Genomic DNA, 21,528 nt, shown 5'->3' with positions numbered 1-21,528 from the left:
TTTTCGTATTTTTAATATATAAACCGGAGAAGAAATATAAATAACTGATATTTCGGTCCGGGTTTTGCTTATATTCAGCGGAATAATTTTTAACTTTGCAAAAAGATTTATTGTCAATATGACCAACCCTTTATTTTATGCAAAAATAATCCTGTTTGGAGAATACGGAATGATTGAAGATTCCCAGGGGCTTGTAGTACCTTACAGCTTCTATAAAGGAACCTTAAAATTTTCAGACCTGGCTTCAGAATTTGAGCTTAATTCAAACAGACATCTGCAGAAATATTCAGACTTTCTTACAACACTTGATCTCTCTGATGATTTTACATTGGATATTGAAAGTCTTAAAAACGATATTTCAAACGGACTTTTCTTTGATTCCAATATCCCACAGGGATATGGAGTAGGAAGTTCGGGGGCTTTGGTGGCTGCTATTTTTGAAAAATATTCGGTCAGCAAATTAAATCCAGATAATATTTCTAAGGAAAATCTTAAAAAATTAAAGGCTGTTTTCGGTGAAATGGAAAGCTATTTCCATGGAAAGAGCTCAGGTATGGATCCATTGATCTGCTACATGAATCTTCCTATTCTTATTGAAAACAAAGAAAACTTAGACAGAGTGTCAATTCCTGACGGAGAAGGAGGAAAAGGAGCAATTTTCCTGATTGATTCCGGAATTACAGGAGAAACAGGACCAATGATCCAGATCTTCTTTGAAAAAATGAAGACAGAAGGGTTCCGTAAAACACTGAAAGAAGAGTTTATCCGTTACAATAACGCCTGTATAGAAGCTTTTCTTAAAAAAGATATGAATCCTTTCTTCAGAAATCTAAAAAAACTTTCTCACTGGGCTTATGAACATTTCCGTCCGATGATACCTGAAAGTATTTTTAACATCTGGAAAAAAGGACTGGATTCCAATGCATATTACTTAAAACTCTGCGGAAGCGGAGGGGGAGGCTATATCTTAGGCTTTACCCAGGACTATGAAAAAGCAGAAAAAATGCTTGATGGATTCCAAAAAGAGGTGATTTACAGATTTTAAACAGGCTGGAAATGAATTCTGAAAAAGAAACTTTCCAATCCAAAAAATATATTTCAAAATCTCTATATTACAGAGTTTCACAATTCGTGGGCTTTTTACTTGGAGCACGGTTTTTTGTAGCATCTCTGCTAACATTTGCCCTTTATGTTTCCACTTTTTTTCTGTTCAATCAGGAAGAATCTTTCAGGAATTTTGTTTTCGATTTTAAAGTACACGGGATTATTTTCTGTACCGTTCTGACGATCCTAGCAGGTGGAATCATCAATCAGTTTTATGATCTGGAAAAAGATCATATTGTAAAACCCTTCCGAACCAGAATCCAGAGTTTCATCAAACAAAAGTATTTTTTATATGCTTATCTGGGATTGAGTGCTATTTCATTAGGGGTAGCCTGGATGATTTCCCATAATGTTTTTCTGTTTTTTGTGGTATATCAGTTTTTCATGTGGTTTTATAGTCATAAATTAAGCAGGATATTAATACTGAATAACCTCACATTTGTAAGCCTTACCTTATATCCGTTCTTTGGAATGATGGTTTATTATGAAACCTTTTCCAAGAAAGTTTTTCTGATGGCTGTTTTTCTTTTTCTCATCCTTTTATGCATTGATATTGTAAAAGACACCCTTACCAGAAGTGTGGATAAAACATTTGGATATATCACCATTCCGAATTATTTTAAAAGCAGAAATACGAAGATTATTCTCATCTCCCTACTTTTAATAACAATGGGAGTTTCTATGAAAATTATTACTAAAACTGGGGTTTCTGGATTTATGGCTTACTATTTTGCAGGCAGCTTATTTGTGATGATCCTTTGTATTTATCTTTTTTTAAATTCCAGCAGAAAAAGCAACTTTCTCACTCTCAATGTATTACGATTATGGGTTTTTGTAGGAATTATAGCTATGCTTTTAAATGGAATTGAACATAAATTATAATAAAAATTCTTTAAATAAACTAAGGTTATTATTACCTTTGCATAACTAAATTTAATAAATAGGAATGCCCATTTTTAATGATACTAAAGTTGCATTTGCAGACAAGACAGATGCACAGTTGAGAAAGGCTTACTGGATGTTTAGAATGATTGAACAGCCTACTCTTACCAGCCTTGGAACATCCGTTCTTAATTTTACAGTACACAACGACTTTCCATTCGTTACCGGAATTGTAAAAAATACTTTGTTTGCACAATTCTGTGGTGGAGAAACCCGTGAGGAGAGTATGAAGGTTGTAAAACAGCTTTTCAAGAGAGGAGTTGGAAGTATTTTCGATTATTCCATTGAGGGAAAAGAGGATGAAGCAACTTTTGATGCTGTTTGTAAGGAGATCAAAGATATTGTAAAATTTTCAGTAGGAAATCCAGCAATTCCTTTTATCGTATTCAAGCCTACAGCATTCGGAAGAATTGATCTGTATGAAGCCGTTGGAAAAGGAGTAGAGCTTACGACCAGTCAGAAGGAAGAATGGGAGAGAGTGGTAAGAAGATTTGATGAAGTATGTGCTCTTTGTCATGAAAATGACAAAAAAGTAATGGTAGATGCAGAAGAAACCTGGATGCAGGATTCTGCAGATCAGCTTTGTGAAGAAATGATGGAGAAATATAACCAGGAAAAACCTATCGTTTGGAATACAATCCAGATGTACAGAACAGGAAGACTGGAATATATGGAAGCACACCTTCAAAGAGCCAGAGAAAAGAATTATTTCATCGGATACAAGATTGTTCGTGGAGCTTATATGGAGAAAGAAAGAGCCAGAGCTGCAGAAAGAGGATACGCAGATCCAATTCAGCCTACCAAAGATGCCTCCGATAAGAATTATAATGCAGGAATTGACTTTGTGATGAACCACCTGGATAAAGTCTCTGCGTTCTTTGGAACTCACAACGAGATCTCTTCTGAGTTAATTATGGATAAAATGAAATCCAAATCTTTAGAAAACGGGAATCCACACGTGTATTTCGGACAGCTTTACGGGATGAGTGATAACATTACCTTCTATTTGTCTGATAAAGGCTATAATGTGGCTAAATATCTTCCATACGGACCTGTAAAGGATGTTGTACCATATCTTACGAGAAGAGCCCAGGAAAATACTTCTGTAGCAGGACAAACCGGAAGGGAACTTGGACTGATTAAAAAAGAACTTGAAAGAAGAAAAAAACAATAACAATTGTTACCCAAAATAAAGGAAAGACCCGCAATATATGCGGGTCTTTTTATTTGAATCATTTTAATTAAATCACTGTATTTATTATAAAATCTGTAATTTCAATAAAATACATCATATTAATGATTATAGATTAATTGTTCTTTAATATTAATTATATGTTAAAATAATTTAATTTTTATTGTTGATTTAATTTTTAATTTTCTATATTTGATAAAGCTATAAAAAACTAATACATGAAAAATTTTTCATCTGCCATCATTATATTATAATGCAACAGATTTCTCCGGTTCCGGAAGACATCATATCCTTAAAATTTCCCAATATGCAGCAGTAAGTGATTTGTGAAAGAGGATAAATACATCTCAGGAATCCCTTAAAATTTAAAAACAAATAAAGCAAATAGCTTTAGTTTTCTTCTTCAAATATTTTTTAGCCTGGCCATTTTCTTTGGTCAGGTTTTTATAAATAAGCAGGATTCTGCATAGAATGGATAGTGAGTTAATTCCTTTTTATTCTTTCAAAATATTTATGATATTATAAAATCTTTATGTCCAATTACACGATTATTTTTTGCCACGAATGCACAAATAAAAATCATTCGTGCATCCGAAGCTATTGAAATCTACCCTTATTGCAGATAAAAATTTCTTCTTTTTCCATAGATTAAGGATAGACTATAAGTCATAAATCTGTATAATTTGAAACTAAAATAAGAGGAAAATGTGTTGTAAAGATTATATTATAAGGAGTAAAAATCAATAATTTTTAGCTCAATTACAGGATGTTTTTTTGCCACGAATGGACGAATAAAAATCATCCGTGTCTATTGAAATTTACCCTTATTACAATAAAAACTACAGATAAAAACTTCTCCTTTTCCATAGATTAAGGATAGACTATAGGTCATAAATCTGTATAATTTGAAACTAAAATAAGAGGAAAATGTGTTGTAAAGATTATATTATATGGAGTGAAAAATCAATAATTTTAACTTAATTACACGATTATTTTTTGCCACGAATGCACGAATAAAAATCATTCGTGCATTCGTGGCTATTAAAAAATACAGCTATATAGTAGTAATATTATCTAAATTTAAGGCTCAAAACTCTCGAATTTTCCATTTTCATAGAACAGAACAATACGTTTTATTTTATTGGTTTGATTACCAATAACTTGACTTAAAATTTCTTCAGGTGAAGTTTCTAATCGCTGAGAATCCGATATTTTTTCAGCAGCTTTATCTGGTGTTGGTATAACCGATTCTCCAGAAGCTGTCAGAGCAGGTTCTGTTTCGGTTTCATCGGTTCCGAATTCATCATCATCATTCATCATGGTGAAAAGATCGGGTAGAGGTGTTGTTCTTACCTGATCTTCTTCAGGCTGCTCTTCAGAAATTTTTATTTCCGGGACTTCTGATTTCAGCATTTCACCTTCACCAGTGACCAGCCAGTCCCAAAGAAGCTCGGGGAAACGGGATTTTATTTTTATGATAAACTCTAGTGACGGTTTATTTCTTCCGGACGTAATATGCGAAATTGAGGAACGCTGTACATCGATCTCATCTGCAAACTCAGATGGGGTAAATTGGGAGTACTCTATAACTTTTGAAATTCTTTCGTTTAAACTCATAAAAATAAGCCTTTAATTATGTTACAAATGTAACTTATAAAATTTACAAAAGCAAAATACAAATGTAAATAACTGTAAATATTTTTAATATACAAATGTAAATAAGATATAATTAACTGTATTTTATATGTTTACAGGTAAATTACAAATGTATTATAATACTGTATATATTAAATTTCATTTATCCTGGAATAATGCTGGCAGTTAATTTTCATTAAATAACCTTGGAAAAGGTGATTATAAATGTAAATTTCAACCTATAATAGTCCATTTTCTGTTTGATTTATGTTACGATATTTCTATTTACATAACTAATCCGATATACATTTGAAAATAGAGTAGTAAATAACCAAAATCATCGTTATAGTACCATATATGAAGGATTATAACAGATATACATCCGTAAATTACTTATGTAAAACCCAATTTAATGTCATTTTTTAAGATAATTGAGGGATAAATTTCTCATGTTGGGCAAATTAATTTTTGGTTAAGTTTAAAACTCTCAAGAAAATCAATTTAAGCTAAACTTTCATGCTATTTTAAAATTTTTCTTCTTTTTTACATTTGTATAAAAGAAGAAATAATATTGTTTTCTATATTTTACGTGTTTAAAAAAAGCATACCCATTTGGCCTAAAACAAGGGTTTTGTCACTTAAAGTATTCTTATAAATACTGTTTAGATGGATTTTATAACTTATTGAATTTAAGCATTTTAAATATTTGTGTTTGAATTATTCGCAATCCACAATTTTATCAACAGACATTTTGTCCATACAGGCTGTTTAACAATGTTACAGATGGTAATAGGCAAGAAACTAGTAAAATTCTATTTTTAACTTTTGTAAATTAAAATCTGTTTACAAAAATTCCATCAATTTTTATTGTTTTCATGTTGTTTACAAATGTTAATGTTTATTTTTTGCCTCAAAATGGTTAAATTTGATTCCAGTAAATTATTTTTCCAGCAATGAACTTTGAACACATTTATTCTCCCAATCCCGATTTCTCAAATCGCTATATTTCTCCTGAAAAATTATTTTCTTACCTACAGGCAAATCTCAGCGATTATATTCAGGAGATCGGAACATCCTATTTAGAGAAACCTATTTATCAATTAAGCATCGGAACCGGAAGCATTCAGATATTGGCCTGGTCACAAATGCACGGAAATGAATCCAATGCAACGCACGCGATGCTTGATCTTTTAACAACCCTTGATAAGGCTCCGGAAATGAAGGAAGATTTATTCAGTAAAATCAGACTGGACTTTATCTTTATGCTGAACCCTGACGGGTCTGAAAAATGGACAAGATTGAATGCTGTGGATATTGATCTTAACCGCGATTTCCATAACGAGGCTAGTAAGGAGATTAAGTTTCTGAAAAAAGCAGCAGCATCAAAGAAATATGATTATGCTTTAAACCTTCATGAACAGAGAACCATTTTTACTACTGATGGTATTCATCCGGCTACGCTTTCTTTTTTGGCACCTTCTGAAAATATAGAACGTACAGTTACAGAAAACCGAAAAAAATGTATGGCTGTAATCGGAAGTGTTTATGATCATTTAAAAGAAATGATCCCTAATCAGATCGGGAGATATTCTGATGAATTCTATCCTACTTCTACCGGAGATAATTTTATAAAAGCGGGAATGCCTACTATATTATTTGAAGGTGGTCATTTTGTAGATGATTATACCAGAAAGGGTACCAGAAAATTTTATACGATTGCTTTGTATTATGCATTAAAAGCAATCAGTGAACTGAACTCGGATATCACAGGGTGGGAAACTTATCTTGATATCCCCGAGAACAGAGAAACCCATTACGATATTATCTACAGAAATGTAAAACTGAATACGGAACATGAATGCATTTTAGATATTGCAGTTCAATATAGAGAAATGAAAGAGGAAGGGAAAAACGAGATTTCTTTTGTTCCATTTGTAATGGAAGCTGGTGATGTTAAAAAAAGAAAAGGCTGGCTGGAAATAGATTGTACGGGAAAGAAATTTATTTCTGCCAATAAATATCCAAAGCTGGATGCAGTAGTGGATTTTAAAATAGAAGATTAAAAATTTCGGCAACCCTTTGGGTTGCCGAAATTGCTTTTTATTTAATTTCTATGAATAAAAAATTAATACTATTCATAGATCAGATTCTTCCAAAATGATACATTATAGGTTTATCTTTTTCCTAATTTTTCAAATTTGTCTAATCTGTAAAATCAGCAAGAGATTTTAATATTTTATTCAATTAGTGAAAATCTTAGTTTACTACCTTAATTCCGCTTGCCAGGAATCTTATTTCTTCTTTAGGCTGTGTAATAGCATCAATTTCAGATTGAGGTTTCTTAGCATCCTCAGCATAATGCTTTTGTTCATCTATGGAAATTACTTTTCTTTCAGCATTCCCTTCCAGAACTACATTTTTACCTTTTAAAGCTGTTGGTACAAAGAAGGCATAGTCTTTCATTTTTACAAAAAACTGAGAGTTATCATCTGTCTGAATAGTCAGCCAGCAGCCTTTTTTTTCACATACATCGGTTACTTTTCCTTTGATAGCTATATTTTCCAGCTTTTTATTTTCTTTTTTAAGTTTCTTTCCCAGTTTATCTACTGTAATAGCTTTGGATTCTGTATTAGCAGCAACTGCCGCTCCGTAGGTGTCTCCCACTAAGGCATTGCCTGCTGGCGGCGAAAATTTCTTCTGTGAGGTCTCCTGAGCAAATGCAAGTGTAGAAGCGCTTACAGCCACCGCAAATAAAATAGCTTTAAATTTCATGTTTAATATTTTTTTCAAAAATACTAATTAATATTGAATCATAAATCGATAAAATTTAATAATACATAGGTGCTTGCGTGAAATGTTAATAAAATTAAAAATGAAAGGTAGATTTGTTTATATTTGACGCCTATACTTGACTATGCAGAAAAAACTGAAACTATGGGATGCCATTATGCTTGTAATGGGATCTATGATCGGAAGTGGAATCTTTATTGTAAGCGCTGACATGATGCGTAATCTGGGCTCCGGCTACTGGCTGATTGTTGTCTGGATTATAACCGGAATTATGACTGTAGCCGCAGCGATAAGCTATGGTGAACTTTCTGCTCTGTTTCCAAAGGCTGGCGGACAATATACTTATCTGAAAGAGATCTTCGGTAAAAGAATGGGATTTCTATATGGTTGGGGGTTGTTTACTGTGATACAAACGGGAACAATTGCAGCCGTAGCCATGGCTTTCGGTAAGTTTACAGCCTATCTGGTGCCCTCACTTAATGATGCTGCACCTATTATCCAAAGTGGAGAGTTCAAGATTACATGGATACAGATTTTAGCTATTGCGGTCATTCTTATTCTTACCTATATCAATACAAGAGGGGTGGAAAGTGGAAAGTTTCTGCAGAATATATTTACAGGATCTAAAATTTTAGCTTTACTGGGACTTATTGCTGCCGGATTTATTCTGGTTGATTTCTCTCATTTATCTGAAAATTTCAGTCTGGGAATGGATTCATTTAGCAACCTGAAAAAAGATCTGAGCGGAAATTTCCTGAAAGAAGGCTGGGAACCTATTGGTGGCATGACTTTAATGGGAGGTATTGCAGCTGCAATGGTAGGCTCGGTTTTCAGTTCTGTAGCATGGGAAAGTGTAACGTTTGTTTCCGGGGAAATTGAGAACCCAAAGAGAAATGTTGTAAAATCAATGATTTACGGAACTTCTGCCGTGATGATTTTATATATAGCAGTTAATTTTGTGTATTTAAATGCTTTGGACAGAGACAGTATTGCTTTTGCGGCTAATGATAGAGTAGCTGTTGCAGCATCACAGAATATTTTTGGAAGTGCAGGAACCATTATTATTGCTGTGTTGGTAATGGTCTCTACTTTCGGATGTGATAACGGACTGATTTTAGCCGGAGCAAGGGTTTTTCAAACAATGGCAAAAGACGGAATGTTCTTTAAGTCCGCAGAAAAAAACAATAAAAATGAAGTACCGGAAAATGCATTATGGATGCAGGGAGTTTGGGCTTCTTTACTATGTCTGAGCGGACAGTATGGAAACCTGTTGGATATGATTTCGTTTGTGATCGTTCTTTTCTATATGATTACTGTTTACGGAGTAATTTATTTAAGAATTAAACAGCCTGCTTTGGAAAGACCTTATAAAACGTGGTTATATCCGGTGACGCCTATCATCTACCTTATCATTGGAACTGTTTTCTGTATCCTATTATTAATATATAAGCAGCAATATACATGGCCTGGATTTGTACTGGTATTATTAGGGCTTCCGGTATACTATTTCATCAACCGGAGAAAAGGCGATCAGTAAATTAAGAGAATAAATTCAATATAGATAATGGTTTCAGGGCTTTCAATTCAGTTTGAAGGCCCTGGTTTTTGAATAATATTTTAATTTATTATAACAATTATTAAGTGAAAATGTGTATTTTGGTATTTCGTTTTTAAAGAAGCGGAACCATGAAGTAAAAAACAAGAAGCTATGGATACACCAAATTACAGAATGCCCTTTGTGCCATCCACTTTAATGACCGAAGGAGGAAGTATCGATACCTGCGATATGGGGGAAAGTATTGCCCACAATATTATGCTGCTGATCACTACCAAAAAAGGAGAGAACAGATATGATGAAAACTATGGAAACGATGTTTGGAACCTGGAATTCGATAATGGAGTAACAAGTGCCATCTGGGAAAATGTTTTTGTTAAAAGTCTGAGAAAGCAGATTCAGGAATATGAACCAAGAATTGTACAGCCGCAGATTGATGCCAATATCCAGTTTGTAGAACACAGTTACGATACCAAAGAACACACCGAAATCAAAAAGAAAGTAAGAATTGCCATCAATGCCAAGATGGAGGAAACAGGAGATCGTTTCAGTTTTTCAACAGAACTGTTCCTGAGCCCGATGTCTATTGATTAATATTTTTAACAGCGAAAAAAAATTATGAACCTAGATCAGAATATTTATTCCAAAGAATCTGTAAAAGCAAGAATGCTGCAGAATGCAACTAAAGTATGGGGATTGAAAAGCCCACAGTCTTTAGATCCATTTGTAAAACTATTAATTGATGCATTCAGTACAGAAGTTTTCAAAGCGAATAATGAAATACAGACAGTTAATGCCCGAATTCTTGAAAAACTGGCAAAGCTGTTAACTCCATCCATTTATACTCATCCTATTCCGGCTCATGCTGTTGCATTTACACAGCCTTATGATTCTACCGAAGTTTTGTTGGAGCACACGGAGTTTTTCTTCCGTAAACAAATGACTTCCACAGTAAAATCGGAATCGGATAAACAACTGAATATTCCTTTTACTCCGGTAGGGAATGTGAGAATTAATAAAGTTCACACTTCAATTATGTTTGTAGGAAACACCTGCTACAGTATTGATGACAGATTCAATAAAATTCCTATTGCAAGATTTAACGGCAGACCGGAAGATTACAGAAAAATTACCGTAGGGGTTGATGTTAGCAAATATGTAAGTGAATATTTTCCTAAATACATGAGCATATTCTGCTCCAATCCGGCATTCGAACATCTGGATTTTGTGTATAAACTGTTACCTTATATTACCGTATCAAGTAACGGTAATCCTTTGTTTGTAAGAGAAGGTTTAAGTTATCTTACAGAAAGTGCCTCGGATGGCTATGAGCAGATGTTTAAAGAACAGTCTATCCGAAGTAAAGTGATTGAAGATATTAAAAGTATCTACCGTCATAAATTTATTGAAATCACAGGACTATCAAACAGTTTGTTTTCAGAGCCAGGACAACTTCCTCAGAACCTGGATTTCCTTGCAGGAAAAGAAGAGATTGTAAAATATCTGGACAACAAACGCTATTTATGGCTTACTTTTGAATTCCCGCCACAGTTTTCAGCAGAGATTCTCGATAACTTTTCATTTGTACTGAATGCCTTTCCAATCTATAACAGAGGATGGAAAAAAACTGAGTACAGCCTTGATATCATGGGGAACAATATTCCTTTGGTGACAGATGAAGGTGAGCATTTCTTATATGTGGATGAAGTTCAGGACGGAGATGGAAGAAAATATACTGAAATACCATTTACACCAGCTGATGATCTTAAAAAAGGATTATATACCGTAAGAAAAGGCGGAATGGAGCGTTTCACCAGCAGAAATGCAGTGGATATGATTGCCAATGTTCTGGAGCTTACAAGAGATGAGATTGCCGCATTTTCCCTTTTAAACAGAGACAATGTAAAAGGTGTTCTCAGCGAAATGTCAGACAAGATGAAGTCTATGGTACAGAAAGTAAATAATGCGAAGAGGAATATCAGACAGGAACTGAATTACGTCATTATGGAACCTGTAGAAAAAACAGACCATACCTATGCCTCTTTCTGGATCACACATTGTACACTGGCCAATCATATGCGCCCCGGAACAGAACTTTCCAATCAGCTGAAATCGCAAACTGTTGTATTGCTTACAGAAACATTGGGTGGAGCTGAAGAACAAAAAGGGACTGACAGTATTCAGGCTTATAAATATGCATTGACAACAAGAGATAAAATTATTTCCCTTGAAGATGTAAAAAACTATTGCCGGATGATCCTGAAAGACGAGTTGAGGGAAGTAAGAGTAAGAAGAGGAACAATGATCAGTAATAAACCTAAAGAAGGTTTTGTAAGGACTGTTGAGGTAGAGATTGTTCCACAGAATTATTCTTTCTATGGAAGAGCATACTGGGAAAATATGGCAAACATTACCAGAAATCAGATTATTGCAAAAGCAATAGACGGTATTGAATATCTTGTAAAAGTAACCAATGAGGATGTTGAATTCCAGGATATGTAAGTTGAAAAATTAAAACAAAAAATATGAAGAAGATTATTGTACTTGCAATGGCCCTGTCTTTGACTGCTACAGTGGTAAGCTGTAAAAAAGGTGCCGGAAAACTGGGGAGTGCAGTTTTAAACATGGGAGGTGAGGCAGATGCAAATGCTGTTATTGATTTTAATAACAACTTTATAGACTCCTATAAAAGTACATCCAAACATATTGAAAGAATCTTAAAATATGCAGATGCGGCAGTAGCCAAATCAAAAGGTGAAAATGTATTGATAATGCCTATCACATTAACCTCAATGGATTATTCCTTTTCAAAGATTAAAGAAATTCCATCAGGGTTTGATAAAGAGAAGGCGGCTATTGAAAAAGACTTCAGTATTTATAAGAGTAAAAAGGAAAATATAGATAAAAAAGTTGAAGAACTTAAGTCTTATATGACTTCAGAAGATTATAAAGATGATAAAGGAGCAAAAGCAGAGGCCATCAGAAAAGAAATTGAGGGTGACGTGAATGCTTTCTATACTGCAGGAGAGAATATTATGCTTAAGATCAAACCTGCTACGGATGCTGCGGAAGAGGTTATTTTAAAGGATCATCCGATGAAAGAATATATTATTTCCTCCAAAAGTGTAATGAATTCAATGGATTCTGTAATAGACCTTCTTGAGAAACAATATTCAGGGCAGTTCAATGAGGCAGAAGCTCAGAAAAAGTATGATGAATTTGCCAAAGCAGTAGAAGCCAATTCTAAGCTAAATTTTGATGTTAAAGATCAGCAGTATTCCTACAAAAAGCCTCAGTTTGAAAGCTTCAACAAAAATGCTTCTAACTTTTTAGATTTGTACAGAAAACTGATCCGGGATGCTAAAGAGAAAGGCAAAATTCAGGACAATGATATCCAGCAGATCGATTCATCGTATGAAAGTGTATTGGGAGCATATAATATCTTTGTAAAGTAACTTTTTTGATTTGTTGTACAACCAACAATCAATTTTAAAATATAAAATGCCGTAGAAAGTACGGCATTTTTTATACTCTATTTATAAAAATTTATTAAAAACTAAACGGTTTAAATGAAAAAAATATTCCTTTTTATATCTCTTTGTATTTTTAGCTTTCAGTTAAAAAGCCAGACAATACAAGATCTGCGAAATAAAATCAAAACGATCATATCAACAAAAAATGCAACAGTTGGAATTTCTGTAAAAGGAATTGAAGATCATGATACCTTGAGTATTAACGGAAATAAAGAAATGCCAATGCTGAGTGTTTTTAAATTCCATATTGCATTAGCAGTTTTAAACCAGGTAGATAAAGGGAAATTGAAACTGGATCAGAAATTTTTTATTAAAAAAGAAGATTTATTACCTGAGACCTGGAGCCCGATCAGGGAAGAATATAAGGAAGGAGATATGTATCTTACATTAGATCAGTTATTAAGATATACCGTTTCCCATAGCGATAATAATGGTTGTGATATTCTGCTTAAAATTATCGGTGGAGCTCCTGTTGTTCAGAAATTCATCAATCAGCAAGGTATTAAAGATTTTACTGTAAAATTGAACGAACAGCAAATGAATACCTTTGAATCCTATTTCATTAATACATCAACTCCTTTAGCTACAACAGACCTGTTAGAAAAATTCTACAAAGGGAAAGTTCTGAAAAAGGAAACTACAAAATATCTATATCAGATTATGGTAGAAACTTCAAGAGGACTAACCTGGATGAAGGCCGGCTTACCAATAGGAACAGAATTGGCTCACCGTACAGGAATTTCAGGAAGAAATGATGATAATATAAGAGCTGCCATGAACGATGTAGGAATTGCAAAACTGCCTAATGGGAAACATTTCATTTTATCTGTATATCTGAAAAACATCAATGAAGAAATGAAAGACACAGAAAAAATTATTGCAGATATAGGAAGTGCAGTCTGGGAATACTACATAAACAAGCCATAACCCAAAACTATGAGTGATGAATCCATAATTTTAATCCTCTGATACCTGCTGCTTAACCTATCAATCAGCATAAGAATAATAATCTCCACAATCATCTGTGAAAATCAGTGTAATCTGTGGGCAAATAAGTTCAATAGAAACTGGTTTTAATCTTTTTTTCAATAATAATCAATCATTGGCTTTAGCCAAAACCTATCAACAGCATTTATATAAATATTATTATAGTATCAAATAAAATAAAGTAATATTATAAAAATTTTAACCCTTTCAGAATAAAATAAATTCCATAAAAATTCCGTAATTTTGCACGTTGTGATTTTCAGGCAAACTCACTCCAAATTATGAGCAAATCAACAGAATATATAGAAGTTTACGGAGCACGTGAACACAATCTGAAGAATATTAATGTTAAGATCCCGCGCAATGAACTGGTAGTGATTACCGGGCTTTCCGGGAGTGGAAAATCTTCACTGGCTTTTGATACTATTTTTGCAGAAGGACAGCGTCGTTATATAGAAACATTTTCTGCCTATGCACGTCAGTTTCTGGGTGGATTGGAGCGTCCTGATGTAGATAAAATTGAAGGACTTTCACCCGTTATTGCCATTGAGCAGAAAACAACTAATAAAAACCCGCGTTCTACCGTAGGAACAGTTACAGAACTGTATGATTTTCTTCGTCTTCTGTATGCGAGGGTTTCGGATGCTTACTCCTTGTCTACAGGGCAGAAACTGGTAAGCTATACTGAAGATCAGATCCTGGATACCATTAAAGAAAACTATAAAGGGGAAAAGATCATGCTGATGGCTCCTGTTGTACGTTCCAGAAAAGGACATTACCATGAACTTTTTGTACAGATGGCTAAAAAAGGCTACGGACAGGCAAGAATTGATGGTGAATTACAGGATATTGAATATGATCTGAAACTTGACCGTTATAAAACCCACGATATTGATATCGTGATCGACCGTTGGATCATCGGAGAAAGTGCTTCCGAAGGCAGAATGGAAAAATCCCTGCGTACTGCAATGGAAATGGGTGAGGGAATCATCGGAATTCAGAAACTGGGAAGCACAGATATAGAATATTTCTCCAAAAACCTGATGGATGCAGACACAGGGCATTCCTTAGCATTACCGGAACCTAATACATTTTCATTCAACTCTCCGAAAGGAAGCTGTCCAAACTGTAAAGGATTAGGAACAATTAAAAAGATCAATACAGACTATTTTATTGATAATCCAAAACTGTCGATCAATCAGGGAGGTTTACTGCCGCTGGAAGATATTAAATCTAATAAATGGATTCTGGCGCAGATCAAAAACGTTCTGGAGATCTTTGGATTGGGAATGACAACACCGCTAAAGGATATTCCTGAAGAAGCTTTAGACTATATCTATAACGGATGTCACAAAGAATTCAACAAAGATCTGAAATATGCAGGAATTACCAAAAAGATCAAGATCAGCTTTGATGGTTTGATCGCTTTCATGGAAGAAATTATCGATGAAAGAGAATCTTATGAAGCTATTTTACTGGAAAGACACTTTACAACGGAAGAAATATGTCCGGAATGTGGTGGTACCCGTCTTCAGCCTTCAAGCTTAAGTTTTAAAATTGATGGAAAAAATATTGCTGAGGTAAATGGGTTAAGTTTAGCTGATTTAAAAGAATGGTTGGCAGATGTTAAAGATAAATTCTCTGAGAAAAATAAAATTATTGCTCATGAGATCTTAAAAGAAATTGAAACCAGACTTCAGTTCCTTCTGGATGTAGGTTTAGATTATCTGAGCTTAAGCAGAAGTTCAAAAACCCTTTCAGGAGGAGAATCACAAAGGATCCGTCTGGCAACGCAGATTGGGTCACAGCTTGTGAATGTTCTGTATATTCTGGATGAGCCAAGTATCGGACTTCACCAGAGAGATAACGAAAGACTGATTCATTCCTTAAAGAACCTTAGAGACATCGGAAACTCAGTTTTAGTAGTAGAACACGATAAGGACATGATTCTGGAAGCCGATGAGGTACTGGATATTGGTCCGAGAGCCGGGAAATTCGGTGGAGAAATACTTTGGCAAGGGAAACCAAAAGATCTTCTAAAAGCAGATACCATTACTGCTCAGTATATCAACGGGAAAAGAAAAATTGAAATTCCTGCAGAAAGAAGAGCAGGAAGCGGAAAAAATATTGTCCTGAAAGGAGCTACGGGAAACAACCTTAAAAATGTAACCCTGGATGTTCCCCTTGGAAAACTGGTGGTGGTAACCGGAATTTCAGGAAGTGGAAAATCTTCCCTGATCAATGGGACATTATATCCAATTCTGAACAAACATTTCTATAGAGCGGTTCAGGAACCTTTGCCATACAAAAAGATTGAAGGTCTTGACAATATCGATAAAATTGTAGACGTAGACCAGACTCCGATCGGAAGAACACCACGTTCAAATCCGGCAACGTATACCGGAATGTTTACAGACATCAGAAATCTTTTTGCAGAGCTTCCTGAAAGTAAGATCCGTGGGTACAAACCGGGAAGATTTTCTTTCAACGTAAAAGGTGGAAGATGCGAAACCTGTCAGGGTGGAGGATTAAAGGTGATCGAAATGAACTTCCTTCCGGATGTATACGTTCATTGTGAAACCTGCAACGGAAAACGTTTCAACAGGGAAACTCTTGAAGTTCGTTACAAAGGAAAATCTATTTCCGATGTGCTGGATATGACCATTGATGAAGCAGTAGACTTCTTCCAGCCGATTCCAAAGATCTTTGCTAAAGTGAAAACTCTGCAGGATGTAGGGTTAGGTTATATTACTCTTGGGCAGCAATCTACAACCCTTTCGGGAGGAGAAGCACAGCGTATCAAGTTAGCTACAGAACTGGCAAAAAGGCAAACCGGAAATACCCTTTATATCCTTGATGAACCTACCACAGGATTGCATTTTGAGGATGTAAAAATCTTAATGGATGCGATCAATCAATTGGTAGAACTTGGAAACTCATTCATCATTATTGAACATAATATGGATGTAATTAAACTGGCTGACCATATTATTGACGTAGGACCGGAAGGAGGAAAATACGGTGGTCAGATCGTGGCACAGGGAACTCCGGAAGAGATTGTAAAGTCTAAAAAAAGTTTGACCGGGAAGTTTTTGAAGAGGGAATTATAATAGAACACATTAATTTAAGTATACAAAAGAATTTGCGAAAGCAGATTCTTTTTTTATTTTTATCCCCAATCAAATCCTAAACCTAATCATGAAAAAATATATTATCCTTTCCATCTTTCCATTTCTTTTATCCTGTAAAAAAGAGAAAACTGTACCTGTACCCACCGAAGCTGCAGTTCAAAAGAAGGACAGCATTAAAACAGATGAAGAGCAATATCAATTGGATAAAAATTCACTCTTCGGAGTATATCAGCTTACCAGCAAGGATATAGCAATCTGCATTCCCGTGCAGTTTGGTGATCCTGATGTACCTTTATCCAGAAAATACGAAAATTTCCTTATCAAAGACTCCATTCCATGGATATATGGCAGAGATATGAAGGATTATAAATATTATGATACAATATCGGTAGGTCCGTTGTATTATAATAAAAGGTTTGAAGATACCTTTAAAAAAGAAATGAAGGCTTCCTATTTTGTGTATGGAACCAAATCTTTCCAGAAATGTACCATAAAACGGGTAGTTTTTCAATCTACAGAATGTGGAAACGATTATATTGCTTATATCCTGGATGTTGATAAAAACCTGATCGGGAATCCGTTGATTGCTTCAGAAAAAGAAATTCCGTTGAAATATGGCAATAGCTACTCAGAGATCAATCAATCTATCAAAAAATCAGCGGCTAAAGAAAGTACAGAAAATAATTATGGCTTTGGAAATTATAATCCAACCACTTACGGAAACTATAAAAATCTGTATTTTACCTATTATGACGATTTTAAATGGTATGATAAAAAATCCGGTTCTCATTGTCAGTTCCCGGAAAGAGCTGTTTTCGAAATAGGAACAAAAGGAAAAGTAAATCTGCTTTGGAGTTCTGAAATGGACCTTCTTGGTTTACCATGCCTTTAATATAATACCAGTAAAAGCAAATTAATTCATTCAATGCATTCTAAAAAATCTAAACCGCTTATTGTAGAGAATGATTAGGCTTAATTTTTAGAGATTTCAACATGAAATTCAGTGTCCAATGTTAAATTTTCATTTATTTTTAAAATTTAAAACATTGTTAATCAGTTAGTTGTATTTCAATGTTAACTGAATGTTAACTGAAAGTAAATTTAATATGAATTATTTTTAATAACTTTGGGTAAGAGATACAAATAAATTTATTATAATATTTAAAACCAGATAGTTATGAAAAATAAAATTCAAATATTGATTGCTTCACTTTTTATTACCGGATTAGCAGCTGTAATGAATCAAACAAAAGCCCAAACTACAGATAAAAATACAATTCAGGCCATTCAGCTGAATAAAAGCGAAACTTTTAATGATATAAGAAATAAATTAATGTCAAATTTTGATTTGGATAATCCTGAATACAAACAGGGAACTGTAAATTCAGTTGTAAAATTTGATATTGCCAGAAACGGAAAAATTGTGAATGTCCATTCTAAAGGTGATTGTAAGACGGTAAGTAAAGAAATTGAAACGGTTCTAAGCGATCTGGATTATAGAGTAGACCGTAATAAATTGACGGACAATATGGTGGCTTATACCTATGTGATGCCTGTTACTGTTGAAATTCATAATAGATAATATTTGTAAGCAGAATTTTTTAGTTAAAAAAGTGTAAATAATGAAAATTGAAAGCCTTAAATTGTAATAATTTGTAACAATATTCGTTTTACATTTACAATACCATAAAAATAAAGCTATATGAAAAATTTAAAAAAATTGACTAAAGGAGATTTAAAGTCAGTGTACGGAGGGCAGCCAAAACAATATTGCACGTATTGCGAATGGGCAAATAAAGTATTTTGCAGCGAAATTCCAATCGTTCAGTGTCCATAAAAGATCAAGCCGCTTTTTGAAGCGGCTTTTTTATTGTTTTGTATATTGGATAAAATCCGTCAGACTTGTTTTAAGATCTTTGGAGTTTTTTATAGAATCAAAGATAATATTGTCAATTTTCCATTCTTTATCAGAATCAATGAGCTGTATTGTATCTGTCCAGAATATCTTTGGAGAAGCCATGTTGTATTCAAACTGAATCACTGCTTTCGCTTTTTTCCCATGAATAGTAATATCTTTAATGGTATACCCTGTATATCCTTCATACAGACTGGAAAAAATAGCCCCTTCAAATATTAGAGGTTTCTCATCAGGGTGGTCACTGTTTTTCACTTTTTCAATATCAGCTTTTGAAGCATGTATTGCTGTTTCCAATGCCTTTTTCAGTTCAGGAGAAAACAAGTCATCAGGTAGAGGGTGTTTGTAAATAGATTCATTAGATATTCCATATTGACTGTAAAGCTGATTTGTTTTTTCAGTGATCAGTTTCTTTTCAGCTGACTGGGATTCAGTTTTACCACAGGCAGTAAAACATAGAATAAGAACAAAATATAAAAAAAATGGTCGTATCATAAGGGGATGTTGATGGGTGTCTGACTCCAAAAGCTATACCAAAGGAGCGTGCTCTGGAAAGAAAAAGAGCAGCTTCAGCAGTCTTCGGTGATCAATTTTTATGATAAGTCATAAATACCTGAATGCGATACCAAAAAATCAATACATTTGAATAGATAAAAAAATAATGGATCCTATACTTAATGTTGTTGTCCGTTCCCTTTGTGTTTACCTTTTTATGGTGATAGCAATCCGGTTATTTGGTAAAAACCAGCTTTCTCAGCTTAATGCAGGAGATATTGTTTTGCTGCTGCTGATTTCCAATGCAGTTCAGAATGCAATGGTGGGGCAGGATACTTCGTTGCAGGGAGGTATTATTGCGGCTTTAGTTTTATTTGTAGCTAATTTTATTTTAAAAAGACTGATGTTTTCCAATCGTTCCTTTGAAGCGTTTATGGAAGATGAACCTGTGATTTTAATAAGAGATGGTATTGCGGACCAGTCGGCTCTGAATCGGGTAAAGATAACCCAGGACGAACTGGAAGAAGCAATAAGAGAACACGGTATAGAAAAAATAAAGAATGTGAAGCTGTCTGTTTTGGAAGTGGATGGAAATATAAGTGTGGTTTCTGAAGATGAAAAAAGTAAGCAGACCCATTATTCCAGAATTAAGAGAAAATATAAAAGAAAATATCATTAATCATCATGAATTACGAATTACGAGAAATGCTTCCCAATGATGAAGCAAGAGTATTGGAAATCTTCAGACAGGGAGTAGAAGGTGGTATTGCCACTTTGGAAACAGAAGTCCCCACAGCTGAAGCCTGGAGTATGGAATACTTCAATGATTGCCGTTGGGTATTGGAAAACGAAAATAATGAAGTTGTAGGATGGTGTGCTCTTAAACCGGTAAGCAAGAGAGAAGCTTTCAAAGGAGTGGCAGAAGTAAGCATCTATTTCGATAATGAATATCAGGGAAAGGGATTGGGTTCAGTATTACTTAAAAAGATAATTCTGGACAGTGAAGATCACGGATTCTGGACTTTACAGACCAATATCTTCTCCGAAAATGAAATGGCAATCAAATCTCACCAGAAAAACGGTTTCAGAATGGTAGGCGTGCGCAAAAAAATAGGAAAGCTCAACGGTGAATGGAAAGATCTTGTTATGATGGAGAAAAGAAGCGAAACAATATAAGAAGTAGTAAAGTTGAGAAAGTAATTTGTTCTCAACGATCAACCTTCAACACAGAACTTCAAACCATTTGGCCTGAACCTTGTTATAGATTGTCCATTAAGTTGGAAAAAGTAGAAATAATGAAAAATATATTTAAAATCACAGGTGTTTTGTTACTGATGTCTATGTTTACATCCTGTGTAGCATATGATAATGGTGGTGGCTATCAGGCAAAGAAGCTTCCTCCGGGGCAGGCTAAAAAAATATATGGCGGAAGTGCTAAAGATTATGCTCCTGGACAGGTAAAAAAGAGAAATGGGTACTAAAAAATAGGGTGTAATAAAAATTAAATAAGTTTTTTTGGCATTAACCTTGATATATTTCGCTATTAAGTTTGAAAAAGTGAAATAATGAAAAGTATGTTAAAAATTGCAGCAGCAGGTGTGATAGCACTGATGATATCATCTTGTGTGGTTCATGAGAGAAGAGGAGTGCCACCTGGTCATGCAAAAAGAGTATATGGTGGAAGTGCAAGGTATTACGCACCCGGACATGTTAAAAAGGTATATATCTATGAAGATCGCGGCCATCATCACAGAGGAAGAGGCCACGGGCACGGGCATCACAGATAAAAATAAAAAAGCACTGAAAGTTTCAGTGCTTTTTGCTTTGTAGGATTACAGCCTCGATTTTTTCGGGTTCAGAAGTGTATCGAATATCAATACTTCCTGTCCGAATTTATTTTCAATCCTTTCCGCTATATTTTTCAGTTCGCTTTCAAGAAAATCAGTTCTCAGGTCATCATTATCAAAGATCAAAAGAAGGTTATAATTTTTTCCTTCATCAATATAATCACTATGAACTTCAGATAGGATATACTTGTCAACATCCATCAGATTTTCGGTCATTAAAACCAGGGTTTCATCAATATAATTTTCCCATTCTTCCAGATTATTTTTCGTGCAGTGGAAAGTTATACTTAATACGCTCATATTTTAAGAATTTTTAAGATTTTTAGGACAAATTCTAGGACAAAAATCGGCATTTTTTTCGTAAATTAGCCCGTTAATAAAAATTGGAAATAAATAATTTTC

General features: G+C 34.3%; 21 protein-coding genes. 17 read left to right on the top strand and 4 right to left on the bottom strand.

All coding sequences use genetic code 11. The features are described from left to right. Positions 1–118: 118 nt before the first annotated feature. The 3 genes from M2372_RS20205 (at position 119) to M2372_RS20195 (ending at position 3,220) form a co-directional block, all read left to right on the top strand. Complete coding sequence (locus M2372_RS20205; protein ID WP_115973804.1) at positions 119–1,045, top strand: mevalonate kinase; 927 nt, start codon at positions 119–121, stop codon at positions 1,043–1,045. An 11-nt stretch (positions 1,046–1,056) separates the two neighbouring features. Next, on the top strand, positions 1,057–1,986 hold the full coding sequence (locus tag M2372_RS20200) for a UbiA family prenyltransferase (protein ID WP_123318997.1): 930 nt from the start codon (positions 1,057–1,059) through the stop codon (positions 1,984–1,986). A 64-nt stretch (positions 1,987–2,050) separates the two neighbouring features. Then, positions 2,051–3,220, top strand: a complete 1,170-nt coding sequence (locus M2372_RS20195; RefSeq protein WP_115973806.1) for a proline dehydrogenase family protein — start codon at positions 2,051–2,053, stop codon at positions 3,218–3,220. A 1,098-nt stretch (positions 3,221–4,318) separates the two neighbouring features. On the opposite strand, the gene M2372_RS20190 is transcribed toward M2372_RS20195, so the two are convergent. Further along, a complete protein-coding gene (locus M2372_RS20190) occupies positions 4,319–4,855 on the bottom strand; it encodes a helix-turn-helix domain-containing protein (protein WP_123318998.1) in 537 nt (178 codons plus the stop codon). A gap of 971 nt (positions 4,856–5,826) precedes the next feature. Here M2372_RS20190 and M2372_RS20185 point away from each other — a divergent pair. Then, on the top strand, positions 5,827–6,936 hold the full coding sequence (locus tag M2372_RS20185) for a M14 family zinc carboxypeptidase (protein ID WP_123318999.1): 1,110 nt from the start codon (positions 5,827–5,829) through the stop codon (positions 6,934–6,936). Positions 6,937–7,129: 193 nt separating this feature from the next. On the opposite strand, the gene M2372_RS20180 is transcribed toward M2372_RS20185, so the two are convergent. After that, positions 7,130–7,645, bottom strand: a complete 516-nt coding sequence (locus M2372_RS20180; protein ID WP_115973746.1) for a DUF4920 domain-containing protein — start codon at positions 7,643–7,645, stop codon at positions 7,130–7,132. 142 nt (positions 7,646–7,787) lie between these two features. Between M2372_RS20180 and M2372_RS20175 the strand changes: the two genes are divergently transcribed. The 9 genes from M2372_RS20175 to M2372_RS25680 all read left to right on the top strand — a co-directional run bounded on the left by M2372_RS20175 (position 7,788) and on the right by M2372_RS25680 (position 18,706). Beyond that, positions 7,788–9,200, top strand: a complete 1,413-nt coding sequence (locus M2372_RS20175; RefSeq protein WP_123319000.1) for an APC family permease — start codon at positions 7,788–7,790, stop codon at positions 9,198–9,200. 171 nt (positions 9,201–9,371) lie between these two features. Continuing rightward, complete coding sequence (locus M2372_RS20170; RefSeq protein WP_115973748.1) at positions 9,372–9,812, top strand: GPW/gp25 family protein; 441 nt, start codon at positions 9,372–9,374, stop codon at positions 9,810–9,812. Positions 9,813–9,836: 24 nt separating this feature from the next. Further along, entirely contained in the window at positions 9,837–11,720 is a 1,884-nt protein-coding gene (locus M2372_RS20165; protein WP_123319001.1) for a type VI secretion system baseplate subunit TssF, read from the top strand. Positions 11,721–11,743: 23 nt separating this feature from the next. Beyond that, positions 11,744–12,673, top strand: a complete 930-nt coding sequence (locus M2372_RS20160) for a DUF3829 domain-containing protein (RefSeq protein ID WP_123319002.1) — start codon at positions 11,744–11,746, stop codon at positions 12,671–12,673. 114 nt (positions 12,674–12,787) lie between these two features. After that, positions 12,788–13,678 carry a class A beta-lactamase, subclass A2 gene (gene bla / locus M2372_RS20155; RefSeq protein WP_123319003.1) on the top strand — a complete coding sequence of 297 codons (891 nt, stop codon included), beginning with the start codon at positions 12,788–12,790 and terminating at the stop codon, positions 13,676–13,678. A 341-nt stretch (positions 13,679–14,019) separates the two neighbouring features. Beyond that, a complete protein-coding gene (uvrA, locus tag M2372_RS20150; protein WP_123319004.1) occupies positions 14,020–16,848 on the top strand; it encodes an excinuclease ABC subunit UvrA in 2,829 nt (942 codons plus the stop codon). Positions 16,849–16,936: 88 nt separating this feature from the next. Then, positions 16,937–17,761 (top strand): hypothetical protein, encoded by an 825-nt coding sequence (locus tag M2372_RS20145; protein WP_123319005.1) that lies wholly within the window; start codon positions 16,937–16,939, stop codon positions 17,759–17,761. Positions 17,762–18,046: 285 nt separating this feature from the next. Beyond that, a complete protein-coding gene (locus M2372_RS20140) occupies positions 18,047–18,451 on the top strand; it encodes a hypothetical protein (RefSeq protein WP_115973754.1) in 405 nt (134 codons plus the stop codon). A gap of 120 nt (positions 18,452–18,571) precedes the next feature. Beyond that, a complete protein-coding gene (locus M2372_RS25680; RefSeq protein WP_082811220.1) occupies positions 18,572–18,706 on the top strand; it encodes a bacteriocin-like protein in 135 nt (44 codons plus the stop codon). A 30-nt stretch (positions 18,707–18,736) separates the two neighbouring features. Here the strand turns inward: M2372_RS25680 and M2372_RS20135 are convergent, their stop codons facing one another. Continuing rightward, on the bottom strand, positions 18,737–19,279 hold the full coding sequence (locus M2372_RS20135; RefSeq protein WP_123319006.1) for a hypothetical protein: 543 nt from the start codon (positions 19,277–19,279) through the stop codon (positions 18,737–18,739). Positions 19,280–19,445: 166 nt separating this feature from the next. Between M2372_RS20135 and M2372_RS20130 the strand changes: the two genes are divergently transcribed. The 4 genes from M2372_RS20130 (at position 19,446) to M2372_RS20115 (ending at position 21,066) form a co-directional block, all read left to right on the top strand. Beyond that, complete coding sequence (locus M2372_RS20130) at positions 19,446–19,958, top strand: DUF421 domain-containing protein (RefSeq protein ID WP_123319007.1); 513 nt, start codon at positions 19,446–19,448, stop codon at positions 19,956–19,958. 5 nt (positions 19,959–19,963) lie between these two features. Beyond that, a complete protein-coding gene (locus M2372_RS20125; RefSeq protein ID WP_115973758.1) occupies positions 19,964–20,455 on the top strand; it encodes a GNAT family N-acetyltransferase in 492 nt (163 codons plus the stop codon). A gap of 119 nt (positions 20,456–20,574) precedes the next feature. Continuing rightward, positions 20,575–20,760: a quinol oxidase subunit 4 gene (locus M2372_RS20120; RefSeq protein ID WP_115973759.1), complete on the top strand. Its 186-nt coding sequence runs from the start codon at positions 20,575–20,577 to the stop codon at positions 20,758–20,760. Between the two features lie 84 nt (positions 20,761–20,844). Then, complete coding sequence (locus M2372_RS20115; protein ID WP_123319008.1) at positions 20,845–21,066, top strand: hypothetical protein; 222 nt, start codon at positions 20,845–20,847, stop codon at positions 21,064–21,066. Between the two features lie 45 nt (positions 21,067–21,111). On the opposite strand, the gene M2372_RS20110 is transcribed toward M2372_RS20115, so the two are convergent. Further along, positions 21,112–21,426, bottom strand: coding sequence for a DUF4286 family protein (locus M2372_RS20110; RefSeq protein ID WP_115973761.1), 315 nt, complete (start codon positions 21,424–21,426; stop codon positions 21,112–21,114). Positions 21,427–21,528: the final 102 nt, after the last annotated feature.

It is taken from the genome of Chryseobacterium sp. BIGb0232, from assembly GCF_024810195.1.
Taxonomy (GTDB): domain Bacteria; phylum Bacteroidota; class Bacteroidia; order Flavobacteriales; family Weeksellaceae; genus Chryseobacterium; species Chryseobacterium pennae.
Note: the sequence above shows the minus strand (reverse complement) of the source record. Positions and strands in the feature narration are given on the sequence as shown.